Origin of the sequence: Paenarthrobacter sp. CC6, from assembly GCF_040560085.1 — a bacterium.
Taxonomy (GTDB): Bacteria; Actinomycetota; Actinomycetes; order Actinomycetales; family Micrococcaceae; genus Arthrobacter; species Arthrobacter nicotinovorans.
In genome coordinates, this window is record NZ_JARDAN010000016.1 from 29699 (window position 1) to 46281 (window position 16583).

General features: G+C 65.8%; 14 protein-coding genes. 8 read left to right on the top strand and 6 right to left on the bottom strand.

The genetic code is table 11. The features are described from left to right. Positions 1–89: 89 nt before the first annotated feature. From PV760_RS15585 to PV760_RS15595, 3 genes are all read left to right on the top strand, one after another. Positions 90–1307: an MFS transporter gene (locus PV760_RS15585; protein ID WP_354628195.1), complete on the top strand. Its 1218-nt coding sequence runs from the start codon at positions 90–92 to the stop codon at positions 1305–1307. Positions 1308–1491: 184 nt separating this feature from the next. Further along, on the top strand, positions 1492–3993 hold the full coding sequence (locus PV760_RS15590) for a glycoside hydrolase family 3 C-terminal domain-containing protein (RefSeq protein ID WP_354628196.1): 2502 nt from the start codon (positions 1492–1494) through the stop codon (positions 3991–3993). Between the two features lie 40 nt (positions 3994–4033). Further along, the gene (locus PV760_RS15595; protein ID WP_354628197.1) at positions 4034–4813 is read left to right on the top strand and encodes an isocitrate lyase/PEP mutase family protein; all 780 of its coding nucleotides are present in this window, start codon (positions 4034–4036) and stop codon (positions 4811–4813) included. 43 nt (positions 4814–4856) lie between these two features. On the opposite strand, the gene PV760_RS15600 is transcribed toward PV760_RS15595, so the two are convergent. Continuing rightward, positions 4857–5780 (bottom strand): LysR family transcriptional regulator, encoded by a 924-nt coding sequence (locus PV760_RS15600; RefSeq protein ID WP_354628198.1) that lies wholly within the window; start codon positions 5778–5780, stop codon positions 4857–4859. Between the two features lie 182 nt (positions 5781–5962). On the opposite strand from PV760_RS15600, the gene PV760_RS15605 reads away from it, so the two are divergent. Both PV760_RS15605 and PV760_RS15610 read left to right on the top strand, forming a co-directional pair. Then, positions 5963–6382 (top strand): CBU_0592 family membrane protein, encoded by a 420-nt coding sequence (locus PV760_RS15605; protein WP_354628199.1) that lies wholly within the window; start codon positions 5963–5965, stop codon positions 6380–6382. Between the two features lie 106 nt (positions 6383–6488). Beyond that, positions 6489–7523 carry an LLM class flavin-dependent oxidoreductase gene (locus tag PV760_RS15610; RefSeq protein ID WP_354628200.1) on the top strand — a complete coding sequence of 345 codons (1035 nt, stop codon included), beginning with the start codon at positions 6489–6491 and terminating at the stop codon, positions 7521–7523. Between the two features lie 2 nt (positions 7524–7525). Here PV760_RS15610 and PV760_RS15615 read toward each other — a convergent pair whose 3' ends face one another. Beyond that, positions 7526–7726, bottom strand: a complete 201-nt coding sequence (locus PV760_RS15615; RefSeq protein WP_018779368.1) for a hypothetical protein — start codon at positions 7724–7726, stop codon at positions 7526–7528. A 123-nt stretch (positions 7727–7849) separates the two neighbouring features. On the opposite strand from PV760_RS15615, the gene PV760_RS15620 reads away from it, so the two are divergent. Genes PV760_RS15620 through PV760_RS15630 form a run of 3 tightly spaced genes read left to right on the top strand, consistent with a single transcriptional unit; the run spans position 7850 to position 11163 of the window. Next, entirely contained in the window at positions 7850–10324 is a 2475-nt protein-coding gene (locus PV760_RS15620) for a CHAT domain-containing protein (RefSeq protein ID WP_354628201.1), read from the top strand. Beyond that, positions 10293–10652, top strand: a complete 360-nt coding sequence (locus tag PV760_RS15625; protein WP_018779370.1) for a CU044_2847 family protein — start codon at positions 10293–10295, stop codon at positions 10650–10652. The genes PV760_RS15620 and PV760_RS15625 overlap by 32 nt, the downstream gene beginning before the upstream one ends. Before the next feature lie 4 nt (positions 10653–10656). Continuing rightward, positions 10657–11163, top strand: coding sequence for a universal stress protein (locus tag PV760_RS15630; RefSeq protein ID WP_354628202.1), 507 nt, complete (start codon positions 10657–10659; stop codon positions 11161–11163). A 286-nt stretch (positions 11164–11449) separates the two neighbouring features. Here PV760_RS15630 and PV760_RS15635 read toward each other — a convergent pair whose 3' ends face one another. From PV760_RS15635 to PV760_RS15650, 4 genes are read right to left on the bottom strand one after another with little or no spacing between them, the layout of a single operon-like run. Further along, positions 11450–12841, bottom strand: a complete 1392-nt coding sequence (locus PV760_RS15635) for a GntP family permease (protein WP_018779372.1) — start codon at positions 12839–12841, stop codon at positions 11450–11452. Between the two features lie 23 nt (positions 12842–12864). Further along, on the bottom strand, positions 12865–13500 hold the full coding sequence (locus PV760_RS15640) for a bifunctional 4-hydroxy-2-oxoglutarate aldolase/2-dehydro-3-deoxy-phosphogluconate aldolase (RefSeq protein ID WP_354628204.1): 636 nt from the start codon (positions 13498–13500) through the stop codon (positions 12865–12867). Continuing rightward, positions 13497–15146, bottom strand: coding sequence for an N-acyl-D-amino-acid deacylase family protein (locus PV760_RS15645; RefSeq protein ID WP_354628205.1), 1650 nt, complete (start codon positions 15144–15146; stop codon positions 13497–13499). The genes PV760_RS15640 and PV760_RS15645 overlap by 4 nt, the downstream gene beginning before the upstream one ends. Positions 15147–15154: 8 nt before the next feature. Further along, on the bottom strand, positions 15155–16474 hold the full coding sequence (locus PV760_RS15650; RefSeq protein ID WP_354628206.1) for an alanine racemase: 1320 nt from the start codon (positions 16472–16474) through the stop codon (positions 15155–15157). Positions 16475–16583 lie beyond the last annotated feature (109 nt).

Consider the following 16583-nt stretch of genomic DNA (forward strand, 5'->3'; position numbering starts at 1 on the left):
GGTTCTGTTGGAACCCGTATAAACGGTCCCTCCCACCTGTCCGCCAAGCCATGGTCCGATGGATCCCAGTTCACCTGAGAGGCCAATCCATGTCAGCAGATACCCGTGCCGCTACGCCCGGCGCACACAAAGAGGACCGGAACCCCGTGAGCCGTTGGGGCGGCGTCTTCGCCATGTCCTTTGGAGCGTTCGCCGTGGTGGCCTCCGAATTCATGCCCGTGAGTCTCCTGACTCCCATGGCCAATGATCTCCAGGTCTCCGAAGGGTTGGTGGGCCAGGGCATTGCGATCTCCGGGCTGTTCGCCGTCCTCACCAGCCTTTCCGTGTCCGCGGTAACCGGCAGGATGAACCGGCGCACCCTGCTGATCGGGTTGGCCGCGTTGATGGGTGCCTCCGGAGCCCTGATCGCCTTGGCCCCGGGGTACCTGCCATTCATGGTGGGCCGGGCATCCATCGGTGTTGTCATCGGCGGTTTCTGGTCCATGTCCGCTGCCACCGCCATGCGGCTCGTCGCTCCGGCGCAGGTCCCGCGTGCGCTGGCGATCGTCAACGGCGGCAATGCCCTGGCCACAGTTCTTGCTGCGCCGCTTGGCAGTTACCTGGGTTCGTTCATTGGTTGGCGGGGAGCTTTTCTCTGCCTGGTGCCGGTCTCGGCGGTTTGTGTGGTGTGGCTCTGGATTTCCTTGCCGTCCCTCGCAGCGCCGCCCAGCAGGAACAAGGCCCGCGACATCCTGACCATCTTCACGGCTTTCAAGGACCGAACTGTCGCATGGGGCATGGCCGCATGCGGGAGCTTCTTCATGGGCCAGTTCATCCTCTTCACCTACGTGCGGCCCTTCCTGGAAACCGTGACCGGGGTGGAGGGAGCCTTGGTGTCCCTCGTGTTGCTGGTCATGGGCGTATCCGGATTCGTCGGGACCGTGCTCATCGGCCGGTTCCTGGGTGCTGGCCTGTACCGGACACTCATGGTGATCCCTGTCGTCATGGCCCTCGTCGCAGTTGCCTTGATCCCGTTCGGTGGCGTGTTCGCCGTCGTCGTTGTTCTGTTGGGTTTCTGGGGGCTGTTGGGAACGTCCGCTCCGGTGGGCTGGTGGAGTTGGGTGGCGCAAGCGATGCCGCGCAACGCCGAACAGGGCGGTGGGCTCATGGTGGCCGTGGTCCAGACATGCATTGCCTTGGGCTCCACAGTTGGCGGAGTGCTGTTCGACTCGCTGGGCTTTGAAAGTACCTTCCTGGCAAGTTCCGTGGTCCTTCTGGTGTCGGCGTTCCTGGCGTTCATGACGAAGCGCGTGTCACGCAGGCGGTAGCCGCGATCTGGCGCCCCGGCCCGCAGCTGTTGTAAATTTGGGGCGAACGTAGGCAGACGCAATCCATCCGGTGGGCCTGCTCGCAGCGGTCAATGCATCGCGAACCCCACCGGGCCTGATGCCGCCGCGCACCCCTGGTATCCCTCGTGCAGCGGCCGGCAGCATATTGCGAAAGGTGCCGCCCATGCGTGCAATTCCCGTTCCCCCTTCCCGCTTGCTCGAGCAGGAACTCATGGCCCGTCTTGCGCGCCTGGACCTGGAAGCCAAGGTCCGGCTGCTGTCGGGCAAGGACCACTGGAGCACCTACGCCGATGAATCGATCGGGCTGCGCTCCCTTGTTCTCTCCGACGGAACCGTGGGAATCCGCGGCGTGCGGTGGACCGAGGCGGACACCTCCATCAATATCCCTTCGGCGACGGCGCTGGCAGCAACGTTCGACGCTCGCGTGGCGGCCGCCATGGGTGGCGTCATCGGCGCGGAAGCCAGGCGCAAGGGCGTGGACGTCGTCCTTGGCCCGGTGGTCAATCTTCAGCGCACCCCTTACGGCGGCCGCCACTTCGAAGCGTTCAGCGAGGACCCGTACCTCACGGCCATCATGGGGGCGGCCATGGTGCGGGGAATCCAAGCCGAGGGCCCGGCCACCACAGCCAAACACTTCATCGCGAACGAGGCCGAAACGGACAGGCTGAATTCGAACTCGGTGGTCCCTGAGAATGTATTGCGGGAGGCCTACTTGGCCCCGTTCGAAGCGATCGTCAAAGCCGGTGGCCTCGGCATCATGTCCTCCTACAATCGGGTCAACGGCACCCCGGCCGTTGAGTCGGACCTCCTGACGGAGATTTTGGAGCGCGAATGGGGATTCGACGGTTTGGTGGTTTCCGACTGGGGAGCCATCCGGACTGTGGAGTCGACGGCGCTGGGTGGTACCGACCTGGCGATGCCCGGCCCCAGGACCATGTGGGCTGCGGGCCTCGTGGATGCAGTCCGCCAAGGACGCGTCCCGGAGGCGGCCGTCGACAACAAGGTGCTCCGGCTGCTGCGGCTGGCGGCCCGGCTCGGAGCCCTCGACGGCATTGAGCCACTGGTGGACCGGGACGCCCTCCCCACGCCACCGTCCGCGGAATCGTCCGGGATACGCCGGCTTCTGCGGGACACCGGGGCCAAGGGCATGGTGCTGTTGCGCAATGAGGACCGGGCCTTGCCGTTGACGACGGCGGCACGGAAGATCGCCGTCGTCGGTCCTGCCGCTGTGGTGCCGAGAACCAACGGCGGCGGCAGCGCGGCGGTCATCGCTCCCCCGACCGTGCCGCCCCTGGAGGCGCTGTGCGCGGCCATGCCGGACACCCTGTTCCATTACAGCGAGGGGGTCCGCCCCACCACGCTGGTGAAGACCCTTTCCGCAGCGAACGGCTCCGCGCCGGGAGGCCAGGGCGTGGTCCTCATTGAATTCCTGGACCAGGAAGGCCGCACGCTGGGCAGCGAAACACGCGACCGCTGCGACACACTGACGTACGGGATGGGCTACCCCGACGGCGTTCCGGAGGACGAGGTCAAAGCCATCCGGGCAAGCACCCTCCTCACTGCCGACACCCCGGGCGAGTACGTGTTCTCCGCGGCGGGCGTGGGCCACGCGCAGGTGACCGTGGACGGCGTCGCCCGGTTCGATGGGGAGCTCATCCCTATTAATGCCGATGCCGTGGTGGGCATGTCCCTGCCGCCGCAAGCGCTGATTGACCTCGCCATGGCACCGGGACAGGCGGTGGGGGTGGTCTTCACCTACACGCCGGCGCAGCGGACCGTGGCCTCCCTCCGTTTGGGCTTTGATTCAGCAGCACCCGACGCCGACCTGCTGATCGCGGAGGCGGTGGAGTCGGCCCGCGATGCGGACTGCGTCATCGTCTTTGCAGGCACGGGTTCGGAAGACGAAGCTGAAGGTTTCGACCGGACCACGCTCGCTCTGCCGGGGCGCCAGGACGAACTGGTGGCAGCGGTGGCGGCCGTGAGCGCGAAGACCATCGTGGTGGTCAATTCCGGGGCGTCCGTTCTCCTGCCCTGGCGTGATCAGGTGGACGCCATCCTCCTGACGTGGTTCGGCGGCCAGGAAATGGGCTGGGCTGTGGCGGACGTTCTGACCGGAGAGGCAGAGCCCGGTGGCAGGCTGCCCGTCACCTTCCCGTCCCGTGAGGAAGGTCTGCCTTCGCCGCAGCCGCAGAATGGCGACGTGGTCTATCGCGAAGGGCTCGCCATCGGCTACCGCGCCGGGGCGGAAACCGCACCCGCTTACGCCTTCGGGCACGGACTGGGCTACGGAAGCTGGAGCCTGTCACAGCTGGAGGCCCGGGCACAGGAGGAGGACGTCGCTGTGACCGTCCGGCTCAGGAACCATTCCGCCCGGGCGTCCCGCGAAGTGGTTCAGCTCTACCTCTCCCGGGGGCAGAGCCGGGTGGAAAGGCCCGCCCTGTGGTTCGCGGGGGCGGCCGTTTCCGAGCTGCCTGCAGGAGCGGAAGACACGGTTTCCGTGACGATTCCCCGGCGTTTGTTCGAGCACTGGGACACCGCCGCCGGCTCCCGGTCCCTGGAGCCCGGGATCTTCCACCTCCGCGCGGGGACATCCAGTGCGGATTTACCTTTGATGACGGACATCCGGGTGGACTTGGCCGGGGCGGATGCGTTGCGTTTAGGCTGAACGTGGCACCAACTCCCTACCGAGGATGACGGAGAAAACCATGACTGAAGCAAACACGACTGCACGCGCAGAACAACTGAAGGCCCTGCATGAAGCGTCGGAAATCCTGAGTGTCGTCAATGTTTGGGATGCGGTCAGTGCCACCACGGTGGCCGCCCTCCCCCAGACAAAAGCCATCGCCACCGCCGGGCACTCCATCGCCGCGGCTTTTGGCTACAAGGACGGAACCATGCCCTTGGACGTGGCGCTCAGCGGAGTGGAGAGGATCGTCAAGGCTGTGGACGTCCCCGTCACTGCAGATCTCGACGACGGATATGAGGATCCTGCCGAAACCATCCGGCGCGCTATTGGCATCGGAGTCGTGGGCGCCAACGTTGAGGACCGCCTGCGGCCGTTCGACGAAGCGGTTGCCCGCGTCAAGGCGATCATCGATGCCGCCAACGCCGAGGGTATTCCCTTCCAGCTGAACGCCCGCACGGATGCGATCGTCCGCGGTGGTGACCGTCCGATCAAGGACAGCATCGAGGACGCGATCGCCAGGGGTCGGGCCTTCCTCGACGCCGGTGCAGCGCTGGTTTTCGTACCGGGCGCGCTGAACCGTGACCTCATCGAACCGCTTGTTGAGGGCCTCGGCCACGGCAAGCTCTCCGTGATCGGCGCCCCCGGAGCGTTGCCTGCTGCCGAGCTCCAGGAACTCGGCGTAGCCCGGGTGTCCTACGGTCCGTTCACCCAGCGGGTGGCCCTCCGCGCTCTTCAGGATCTGGCCTCTGACCTGTACGGCTCCGGCGTCATCCCCACGGACACCCCGGCGCTGAACTAGTCGCGAACTGGCTGGTCCCGTCCGTGTGAAGCGGCGGGACCGGTCAGGATACCGATCGGGTGTCGAACGCCGCCGCCGATTCCCGCAGGAGGCGGGCCACCGTGTCCAAGGGAAGGCTCGTCGGCCTTCGCCTGTCGAACCGACGCAGCGCGATGTGCCTCGTCCCCAAACCCGGCACATCCAGGATGTCCACCTGGTCCTGGACCACTCCTGTCAGCGCCAGGGTGGGCACGATCGCAACACCTTCCCCGGCCGCCACCAGCGCCAAGGCAGTCAGTGTGTCCTGGTACTGGTGAATCGTCTCGATGTGGGCACCCGTCGAATGGCGCAGGCGGCCAAGCACGGCAATGTTGGCTGCGGACGGCTCTACGCCCAGCCACGGCAGGGGCAGGCGGCTCAGGTCCAGATTGTCCGTGCTGAGCAGTGATCCCGCCGGCACCACCAGCTTCCACGGCTCATCCAGCAGTGGTTCTTCCACCATCCCGGCTGCCAGGGGACGTTGATCCGAGGTCGTCGAATCCTGCTCAACCACCACGGCATCCAGCTGGCGTTGTCGGAAGAGACGCATAAGCGCCGGGAAGCCGTCCTCCACCAGCTGGATCTGTAGTTGCGGGTACTGGACGCGCCACTCCGGAAGGCGCGGAATGACCACCGTGCGCATGAAGCTGGTGAACCCACCTACCCGCACAACTCCCGCGACCTCCGCTTCTCCCTGCATCCGCGAGCGCGCCACGTTCAACGCCCGCTCTATTTCCTCCCCGGCCTCCGCCATGACCAGTCCGGCCGGTGTCAGCACTGAACCTTTGGGGGTTCGGAGGAGCAGGGCCTGGCCCGCTTCGTTCTCCAATTTGGTGAGTTGCTGGGACACCGCGGACGGCGTGATCCGCAGTTCGTCGGCAGCGGCGAGGACCCCTCCGGTACGGGCGACGGCGAGGAGGACGAGCAGGCGTCGGGGGTCCATTTCCATGTTCAGAGATTCTAAATACGGGCTTCAGAATAATGCAATTGAACTAAAGGCAGCTATCCCTCAAAATTTAGTTCAAGGCCGTTCTTCGCTCTGAAGGGCCGGTCTCTGCATTCGGCAGAAAAACCCCTGAAACCATTCGTCGCCCGGCCACTTCCGGCTGCCTGGACATGAGAGGACCCCCGATGGAACTGCTGTGGGAAATTACCGGTTGGGCCGGTGCGGCGGCGATGCTCTGTGCCTACATGACAGTGTCCATGGGATGGATCAAGCCGGGCAGTACCTTCCAGGCCGTGAACCTGTTTGGCTCCTGCGCGTTCATCATCAACGGCACCCTCCACCAAGCGTGGCCCTCGGTGGTGACCAACGTGGCATGGTTCCTCATCTCAGCGGTGGCGCTGCTGCGGATGCGCTCCCGGACGGAGGCTGCAGTCGCCGAGCCCGAACCGATGACCGCCCCGGCCCTCGCCCCCATGGCCCTCGCCCCCATGGACCCAGCCGGCTGGGACACATGCGGCTGGGACACAGGCGCCCGGGACAGCATCACGGACACAGCCGCGCAGATGGTCATCCCGCGCCCCAGCCAGGCCGTAAACTGCGCGTAATCCGCGTATCCCTTGGCGGCACATCACACAAGGTAACCTCCCGTCGTCGTCGTAAGCGGCAACGCTTAGGGTGGGCAATAAGCGCCGACCGACAGAGAAGGAAGCCATGCCCACCCCAGACCGTCCGCTGCGCAAGCTTGGATTCCTCACCATCGGCCTGTTCGATCCCGCGGATCCGGCTGCGGGGCACCGCTCCACCCTGGAGATCATCGAACTCGGCGAGCGCTTGGGATTCGACAGTGCCTGGTTGCGCCACCGGCACCTGCAGTACGGAATTTCGTCGCCGGTTGCGGTGATGGCAGCGGCCAGCCAACGGACCTCGAAGATCGAGCTGGGCACCGCGGTGACACCGCTGGGTTGGGAGAATCCGCTTCGCCTGGCCGAGGACCTGGCCACAGTGGACCTACTCAGCGGAGGCCGCATCAATCCGGGGGTCAGCGTCGGCGTACCGATGCACTACGACACCGTTAAACACGAGCTCTACCCGGATTCCGCGGACACCGAAGATTTCAGCTACGCCCGCGTGGACCGGTTTGCCCGGCTGGTCGCCGGCGGGAAGGTGCGGGAGTTTTCCGGCAAGCAGGGCGTGGTGGAGGAGTTCTCAAACCGCGTGGAACCCCATTCCACCGGGCTGCGTGAACGGATTTGGTATGGAGCAGCCAGCCTGAAGTCGGCGACGTGGGCCGGGGAGAACGGCTTCAACCTGCTTACCAGCAGCGTGGTGTTCCCGGGCCAGGATGAAGAGCCGGATTTTGCTGCAGTGCAGCAACGGCAGATCCGCGCTTTCCGTGGCGCGGCTGAAGCAGGCGGCAGCAGCACCGCCCGCGTCTCGCAAGGACTGGTGGTGATCCCCACGGATTCCGCTTCCAGTGCCCAGCGGGAGAAGTACCAGCGCTATGTCGATGAGCGGACTCCGCGCACCAGCGCGCCCCGAGGCCCGCAGCGCATGATGTTCGCGCGGGACCTCATCGGCAGCAGCGATCAGATTGCCGAACAGTTGTACGCGCACCAGGGCTTCCAGGAAGTGGACGAGGTAGCGTTCGCGTTGCCGTTCAGCTTTGAGCACGAGGACTACGTGCAGATCCTCACCGATATCGCGGGCACGTTGGGGCCGGCGCTGGGGTGGGCGCCGACGGAATAGCCTCAGTCCACGAATTCGGACTGGGTCTCGATGAAGTCCCAGTCGGCCGTGGTCAGCACACCGCTGACTTTGTCCGGATGGGGACCGCCGGCCTCGGCGATATGTTGCAGGACCTGCAGGGGGAGTTCTTCCACGCGCAGGTTCTCGCGCAGCCATTCCTTGCTGTCCATGTGCAGATCAAGCCACCACATGTAGATTTCCACCGCGGGACCACCTTCCGTCGGTTTAACGGTAGGCCTGGTCGGTTGCCGCTTCAAGGCCTGAAACCCCTTGCGGGGTGGCCGTCGTAGGGCCAATCTGTACGTAGGAACCACAAGGGACCCGCGATGGACTGTGACATCGAGCTGGAAATCGACGCTGGCTCTGCACGCGGTGAATATACGGTGCACGTGGTCCGTGCGCCGGCGGGAGGGCATGCGTCCGGAGCCTTCACCTTGGACGTAGATGGCATCCAGGACCGGCTTCCGCAGCTAGAAGCCACCGTCCTGGCTTCCGCGGTCGCCGCCCGGCGGACGTTGCCTATCGCCGAGGTTGCGGTTCGGGAAGTGGGGCAGGAACTCTTTCAAGCCCTCTTTACCCGTGAGGTGTACGGCACTTACCGGGCAAGCCTTGGGGCAACACAGCATTCGGGCCAGCAACTTCGCGTAGTGCTTCGGCTCGCGGCTCCGGAGTTGGCCATGATGCCATGGGAGACCCTCTTCGACCCCGGGACAGAGACCTACCTTTGCCAGACAGAGCCGCTCATCCGGCACATCCCGGCCCCCGATTACAACCAGAACCCGCTGGACGTCGCACCTCCGCTGAGGATTCTGGGCATCGTCGCATCGCCGCGCGACCTGCCTGCCCTTGACGTCGAGACGGAGAAGGACCACTTGGGCCGGGCTTTGGCCGGCCCCATGAGCGAGGGCCGCGTGGAACTGGTGTGGTCCAAAACCGGGACCTGGGATGACGTCCAGTCGATGCTCCTCGCCGGCCCATGGCATGTGGTCCATTTTGTCGGGCATGGCGACTACGACCCCCGCACGGACGAGGGCCGGATCGCCCTGGTGGGCCAGGACGGACGTGCAGCCATGGTCCGCGCCGTCCGCTTGATGGCCCTGCTCAGCGTGGCCTCCCCCAGGCCACGGCTGGTGGTGCTCAATTCGTGTTCTTCCGGTGAGATGGGCCAGACCGACCTCTTCTCCGGGACGGCTGCCGCGCTGGTCAGGAGTGGAATAGGCGCTGTGGCGGCCATGCAGTTCGCCATCAGCGACGCCGCCGCGATCGCCTTCGCCCACGGCTTCTACGCCGCAATAGCCAACGGCCGCACGGTGGACGAAGCCGCCCGCGTTGGCCGCATCTCGGTCATGGCCAGCCCCGACGGCACGTTGGAATGGGTCACGCCGGCCCTCTACGTCCGGGGCGGCTCCACGCAACTCTTCACACTGACGGGGCCGCCGCGCGCACCGGCTTACAGTGAAAGCACGACGGCGGCCGCCGCGTCGGGCGGTCAGGCTGCGGTGCCGCCCCCTGCTGTTGCGAACACCGAACAAGCCCACACCGATCAGGCGATGAAGCGGGCACAGCTGAGGGCGTTGTACGTTCAGGCAACCGCGGAATTGCGTGCCCGGCGATTCGAGCAGGCCGTCGAGTTGTTTGAGGACCTGCTCACTCTGGAACCCGGTTACAGGGACGCGGCAACGCAAAGGGATGCGGCCCGCAGACGGCTGGAGCTGGCACGAATCTACCGCGAGGCGCTCCAGGCGGAGGAATCCGGCGATTGGTTGGCCGCTGCGGACGGCTTCGCCTTGGTCCTGGACGACCCCGAGTATCCCCAGGCCGCAGCGCGCAAACAGGACTGCGAGCGAAAGCAACGCGTATCCGACCTAGAGGGGGAACTGCGGTACCACTCCTCCCAGGGCTCCTGGCAGGCAGTGCTCGACGTTTCCAGTGAATTGGCTTCAGTGGACCCCTCGGCGGCGGATCCCGGCGGGCTCGCCACGGCAGCGCGTGCCGAAATCGAGAAGGCCAAGGCAAAGCAAACCCCTTCCGCGGAGGAGTCCCAAACTGATATGGCCGGCACCCGGGGTTCGTACACCACCGTGTATCAGCCCCCGCCCCAACCGCGCGCTGCGCCGCTGGCCGGTGTGCCGGCGTCGAATATTGCAGCTGCCCAAGCCGGGCAAAGCCCGGTGACATCACAGCCGGGCGCATCCGCGCCATTGAATGCGGTTCCCCTTGCCTGGGGCGGTGCCGTCCTGGCGGTGGCCGGCGGGCTTGGGGTGTGCTTTGCCGTCTACTTCCTGTGGTTCGATGACAACTATTGGTACGAGAGCGGCGGCGACGCATCCCTGAGGATCCTCTACGGTTTGGTGACTCCCCTGGGATACCTGCTGCTGGCCGTCGCCGGCCTTCCGGATCGGACCATCATCGGACGCCTGGTGATGGCCGGAGTTGTTGTCTCAGGTGCGGTCTTTGGACTTTCGGGACTGAATTACAGCGTGGAACTGACAGCTGTGGTGTTCAGCTTCGTGCATGCAGGTTTTGGGTTGTGCGCGGGCATCCTGGCCATGCGTTCCAGTCAATCCAGGCTTATGGGCTGGCTGCTGCTCTGGCCCACACTGTCCGTGCCGCTGGTCTGGGTCCAGGACAAGGGAGTGTTCCTTGAATCCTGGTACCGGACACACGCCTACTTTGCCTTGATACAGCTTTTTGTGGTTTGCGCGGCCGGCATGGCTTTCCTGGTGGCCTCCCGCCGCCTGCGTGCGCGGTCAACGGAAAGGACTGAAAATGACGCACCTGGTGGAGTTCGCAACGGATGACGGCGGCACGGTGATCGTGGAGGTGGCGAGCACTGCCGGCAGCCTGGTGACACGGGGTGGTGAGCACACGGCTGATCACTCGGGGGTCTTCGCGCGTGCCCAGCAGACGTTCCAACGGGCCCTCGAGCATGTCCGTCCCGCGGTCCAAGGCGTCATTGACGAGTTGCTCAGCCTCGAAAACCGCCCCGATGAGCTGAGTGTGGAGTTCGGGATAGACCTTCATGCGGAGGCGGGCGCCTTTATCGCATCGGCCAGCACGGCATCCAACTTCAAGGTGCGGCTGACGTGGAACAAGCCTGTTCAACAGCACGGCGCGGCGCAACAATAAGGGTATGGCTGAGGAAAGTTTCAGCGGGCCCATTCCCCTCGTGGTGGGCGTCCTTCCCGACCAGCACGTGGAGGTGCTGCAAACGGCCCGGAACCTGGCCGAGCAGCTCGGCGTGCCGCTGGCGTGCGCCTACGTGGACGAGGCCAGCTACCTCGTGGAGTGGGATCCCTCCCGCGAAACCCACAGGATGTCGCTGCACCCGGAAAAGGACGACGCCGAGGTGGATGCGGTCCGGGGGGACCTCGGCAAGATGATCGGGGAAGCCATGGATGGCGGCAGCGCCGACTGGACCCTGCGGCTGCTAGCCGGCGATCCCGCCCGGGCCCTGGGGCGGCTGGCGGCGGACATCAACGCGTCCATGATCATTGTGGGCTCGCCGGAACCTGGTTTGGGGCACCGGATTTCCGAGGCCCTCAACGGTTCCGTGGCGGCCTGGCTCAGCCATCACCAGCGCCGGCCGGTGCTGATTGTGCCCCAGAAAAAGCGCCATGACGGGGACCGGAGAAACTAAAGCGAAAGTACTTATTCGAGGTGGTGGCATTGGGGTCCCATGGCACGTAGAGTGATGAGTGCAGGAAGCGAAAGCGCCTGCTCAAAGACCGCTCCGGAGTGCGTATCCCCCAATAACGCACTCCGGAGCTCTTTGCTTTAACGGCAGCGCGAGGCGGCCACTACCTCCTTAAAGCACATCGGCCCCGGCATGCCTTTTGACAGGCATGCCGGGGCCGATCCGGTTTCACATTGGCTCGTGACTGTAGAAGCTCACGACGCCGGAACCCACCGTGGGTGCCGGCGGTTCACCTCACGAAGGTGTACAGCAGGGCCGCCATTCCGAAGCCCACAATGGACAGCACGGTTTCCAGCACGGTCCAGGTCTTCAGGGTGTCCTTGACGGACATGTTGAAGTACTTGGAGATGATCCAGAATCCGCCGTCGTTGACGTGGCTGGCGATGATGGAGCCGGAGGAAATGGCCACCACGATCAGGGCGAGCTGCGGCTGGGAGTACCCGGTGGCCAGGCTCGGTGCCAGGATGCCGCCGGTGGTCACGATTGCCACGGTGGCCGAGCCTTGGGCGATGCGCATGCCCGCACTGATGACGAACGCGGACAGGATGATCGGCAGGCCGGCCTGGGACAGCGAGTCCGCAACAGCCTTACCAACACCCGTGGCGGACAGGACTGCTCCGAAGAACGCGCCGGCACCGACCACGAGGAGAATCATGCCTACGGGCCGCAGCGAAGATCCCGTGATTTCACTGAGCTCGGCGGAGGTCATGCCGCGGCGGATGCCCAGCAGCCACATGGCCAGCAGCACGGCCACGGTCAATGCGATGGCCGGGTTGCCGAAGAACTGGAGGACGTCCCGGAAAGCCCCGGGAGGAGCGAAGATGTTGCCGAACGTGCCGCCAAGGATGAGGATCATGGGCAGGCCGATGGCCAGCAACACCAGGCCGATGGACGGTTCGTGGCCCCGGGCTCCCTCGGCCTCGGGAACGATCCGGTCTTCCGGAACGGACACCATCACGCGCTTGCCGATGTACGTACCCCACAGGATGCCGGAAGCGAACCAGGCGGGGATGCCGCAGATGAGGCCCATGAGGATGATCCAGCCAAGGTCAACGTGGAACAGGCCTGCAGCGGCAACAGGGCCGGGGTGCGGAGGCAGGAAGGCGTGGGTTACGGAAAGGCCTGCCAGCAGCGGCAGTGCGTACAGTGCCAGGGACTTGCCGCCGCGGATGGCGGCAACATAGACCAGCGGCGCCAGGACGAAGATGCCGATATCGAAGAACACCGGAATACCCAGTACGAAGCCGGTGATGCCCATGGCAAGCGGGGTGCCCTTTTCACCGAAGATCTTCACGAGCCTGCCGAGCAGCACTTCCGCGCCGCCGGACCGTTCCAGGATGGCGCCCAGCACGGTACCGAGGCCGATGATCACGGTGATGTGGCCCAGGATGCCGGCGAAGCCCTTTTCGATGAGGGCGTCGCTGCTCTTGGTGGCCGAACCCACCAGGGCTTCCACGGAAATCCCGCCGACCAGGGCCACGATCACACCCGTCCCCACCAGGGCGATGAACGGTTCGAGCTTGACCTTGATGATCAGGAACAGCAGCAACGCGATGCCCGCGCCTGCCAGGAGGAGCAGGCCGGCGGTGTCGTGCCGCAGCCATTCAAGAAATTCATTCATGGGCGTTTCTTTCTGGGTGAGTCCTACTTGAGGGTGCTGGTGAAGGCTGCGGCACGTGCCGCGATGTCTGCCCAATCGCCGGCAGCGACTGCTGTGGGCGGGACCACGCTGGTGCCACAGCAGACTGCGGCAGCACCGGCGTCGAGATAGCTCTTGGCGTTGGAGGCGTCGATGCCTCCCGAAGGCAGCAAGCGGATGCCCGGGTATGGGCCCTGCAGGTCCTTCAGGTACGCCGGACCGAGCTGGCGGGCGGGGAAAATCTTGACGGCGGCCGAACCCAGGTCCAGGGCCTGTGCCACCTCTGTGGGGGTCATGGCGCCGAGGCTGAAGGGGATTCCCGCAGCCGCAGCGACGGCGGCGACCTCCGGCCTGAGCCCGGGCGTCACCAGGAACTTCGCCCCGGCGTCGATCGCTGCGCGGGCTTGGTCACCGGTCATGACGGTGCCGATTCCGACGGCGGCACCGTGGTCCGCTGCCGTCTCGGCCGCGCGCTTGACGTGCTTGAGCGCATCCGGCGTGGTGAACGTCAGCTCGACGCTGCGGATGCCGCCGCTGGCCAAGGCACGGCAGAGGTCGGCCGCGTCCGTAATGGAGGGCGCCCGGACCACAGCGAGCGTGCGGTCCGTTTCGAGCTGCTGGAGGAATTCTTCGGGGGTCATGAGGTGCTGCTTCCTACTCGGGTGAGGCCGTCGCTGTGTCTGCGGAGGGCGCGGCCGGCGCGTGCGCCGGTGGGTTTGCCGCCGTCGATCGCCGCCGTGCCGTTGACGAACACGTAGTGGATGCCGTCGGCGGCCTGGCGGGGATTCTCGAACGTGGCGGTATCGCGGATGGTTGCGGGGTCGAAGAGCACGACGTCGGCTGCGTAACCTTCGCGGACCAGTCCCCTGCCGCTGAGCTTGAGGCGGGCGGCGGGCCGGCCCGTGAGGTGGTGGACTGTTTCTTCGAGGCTGAGCAGGCCGAGGTCGCGGGAGTAATGGCCGAGGTAGCGCGGGAACGTGCCCCAGGCGCGGGGGTGTGGTTTGGCGCCGACCAGGAGTCCGTCGCTGCCGCCGGTGTGCGTGCGGTGCTTCATGATGGTCTGGACGTTTTCCTCGTGACCGACGTGTTGCAGGATGCCGGTGCCGAGGCGGTCTTCGGTGAGGATGCGCACGAACACGTCGAAGGGATCCTGCCGGGCTTCGGCCGCGATGTCCTTGATGGTCTTTCCCACGAGTTCTGCGAGCGCCGGGTTCTGCACTCCGCTGATTTCCAGGGTGTCCCACTCGGCAACGACGCCGTGGCAGCCGTCGGAGCCGTAGATCTCCACGGCTTCGCGGATGCGCGCGCGGGTGTCCGGGTCCGCCAGCCGGGCCAGGGTGGCCTCGGTGCCGCCGGATGAGGCCCAACTCGGCAGGATCGCGGAGAGCGTGGTGGCGCCGGGGAGGTAGGGGTAGGTGTCCAGGGTGATGTCCACGCCTTGGTCCAGGGCTTGGTCGATCAAGTCCAGGAGTTCCCCGGCGCGGCCCTTGTTTTCGGCGAAGTTCATGGTGGCGTGGGAAAGGTGGAGGGCGCAGCCGGTATCGCGGCTGAGGGAGATCATCTCGGCGTAGGCTCCCAGGGCGCCCTTGCCGTAGGAGCGGTGGTGCGGTGCGTAGAAGCCGCCCAGCTCACCCACCGTGCGGAGGAGCCCGGCAAGTTCCTCGGTCTGCGCGTACATACCGGGCGTGTAGGTCAGCCCGGAGCTCATGCCGACGGCGCCTTCTTCCATCGCCGCGCGGATGACGTCCTGCATGTGCTGTTGTTGCCCGGGCGTGGGGTCTCCTTCAGCGAAACCCATCACCATGGCCCGGACGGTCCCTTGGGGTACGAGGTAGGCGGCGTTGGTGGCGATGCGGCCGCCCTCTTCTACGCTGTCGAGGCGGTCGAGGTACTCGCCCACGGTCCGCCAGTTCCAGTCGAAGCCGGCCGGGTTGTCGTTCCAGCCCGCAATTTTCTCCCGGACACCGGCCAGTGTGGCGTCGTCCACGGGCGCATAGGACAGTCCGTCCTGGCCCAACAGTTCCGTGGTGACGCCTTGGCTGAGCTTGGCGTAGTGGTCCCGGTTGACCAACAACTGCAGGTCGGAATGCGCGTGCATGTCGATGAAACCGGGGCTCAGGACCAAACCGGAAGCGTCGATGACACGCTCGGCGCCCGTGTCCGCTGGGGTGAGGCTACCGGCGTCGACGACAACGGCAATCACCGCGCCGTCCAGCAGGACGTCCGCTTGGCGGCGGTCCGCTCCGGTTCCGTCCACCAGGGTGGCATTGCTGATGAGGGTCTTCATGGTGGGTCCTAGAAGAAGGTGTGGGTGAGGTCGACGACGGTCTGGTCGCCGCCAGGCGTGGAATCCGCGAGCACCGGGATGACGGTCCATTTGTCGAAGGCGGTGCACGGATGGGACAGGCCCAGCCGGACGACGTCGCCGGGGCGGACGGTGGTGGTGTCGGGGTTGAAGGTCAGGAAGCTGTGCTGGTCGTTGACCGAGGTGATTTCGGCTCCGACCAGGGCCTCCATGGCTCCGCCGAGGGTTGAGCCGATGAACTGCGGCTCGGGCAGGCCTTCGTCGAACGGAAGGTCCCGCTTGCCGGCGTCGAGGAGTGCAAGGCCCGGTTCCGGTTGCGACACAACCCGTGCCCAGCCGTACATTCCGGGGCTGAAGGGTTGGTTGCCCGCGCGGGAGAACGGCGAGATTCCGCGGTAGAAACCGTCGTCGTGGATGATGTAGGCGCCGCTGCGGATCATGAGATCCACTTTCAAGGAATGAGACACAGTCGGGGCCGCTTCCGCTGTGGTGCTGATGCAGGGGGACAGCACAGTGACGACGTCGTCGAAGTACGCGCTGCCACCGGCAGTGATGATGACGGAGCCGGAACCGTACAACCCGGCGGCGAGCAGCTCCTCGTGAAGCAGCCGCATCTTGGCGAGGTACCCGCGGACGGCGGCCAGTCCGGCGTCGTCCGCTGTGTGCGCGAGCGAGCCTTCGTACCCGGCGACGCCCACAAGGCGAAGGTGCTCCGCGGCATCAACGGCCCGGGCAACCTCAAGCGCGGCATCCACACCGCGGGCGCCGGTCCGCCCACCGTGTGCGCCAAGCTCAACCAGGACATCCAGAACAGAGTCGGTGCCGGCCAAGGTGCGTTCGATCAGCGCGACCGTGTCCACTGAATCAACCCAGGACAGGATGGTGGAGTCCTGCTCCGCCACCCACTGGATGGCGTGGGGATCCGTGAGGCTGTTGGCGAGCTGCAGGTTGCGGACGCCGAACCCGCGGGCCACCCGCAGCTGCGCGAAGTTAGCCAGCGTGATGCCCCAGGCTCCCCGGTCGAGCTGCTCGGCCCAGAGCTGCGGGGACATGGTGGTTTTGCCGTGGGGAGCGAGCAGCACGCCCTTGTCTGCGCACCACTTCGCCAGATGGTCGGCGTTGCCCTGGAGTGCCTGGGCGTCGAGGGTGAGCAGCGGGGTCTGCAGCGCGGCCAGAGTTGGCTTGGCCGCAAGGAACTCAGCGTGCGTGATCCCGTTGGCGGCGGCGGGGATGGCCTTGTGGCGCCAGTCGAGCCGGCGCTCGGCCAAGGATGCCACGGCGGTTGCCGAGATGGCTTCGGAAGTGTCCACGCGTTGATTCCCTTCGCGGTGCTGCGGCGTTGAAGCTGCGTTTTGGGTTGATTCTCTTGCGTTGCGTATTTTGCAACGCTGGTTGCAAACCTGCTGGTGATATGTCTAA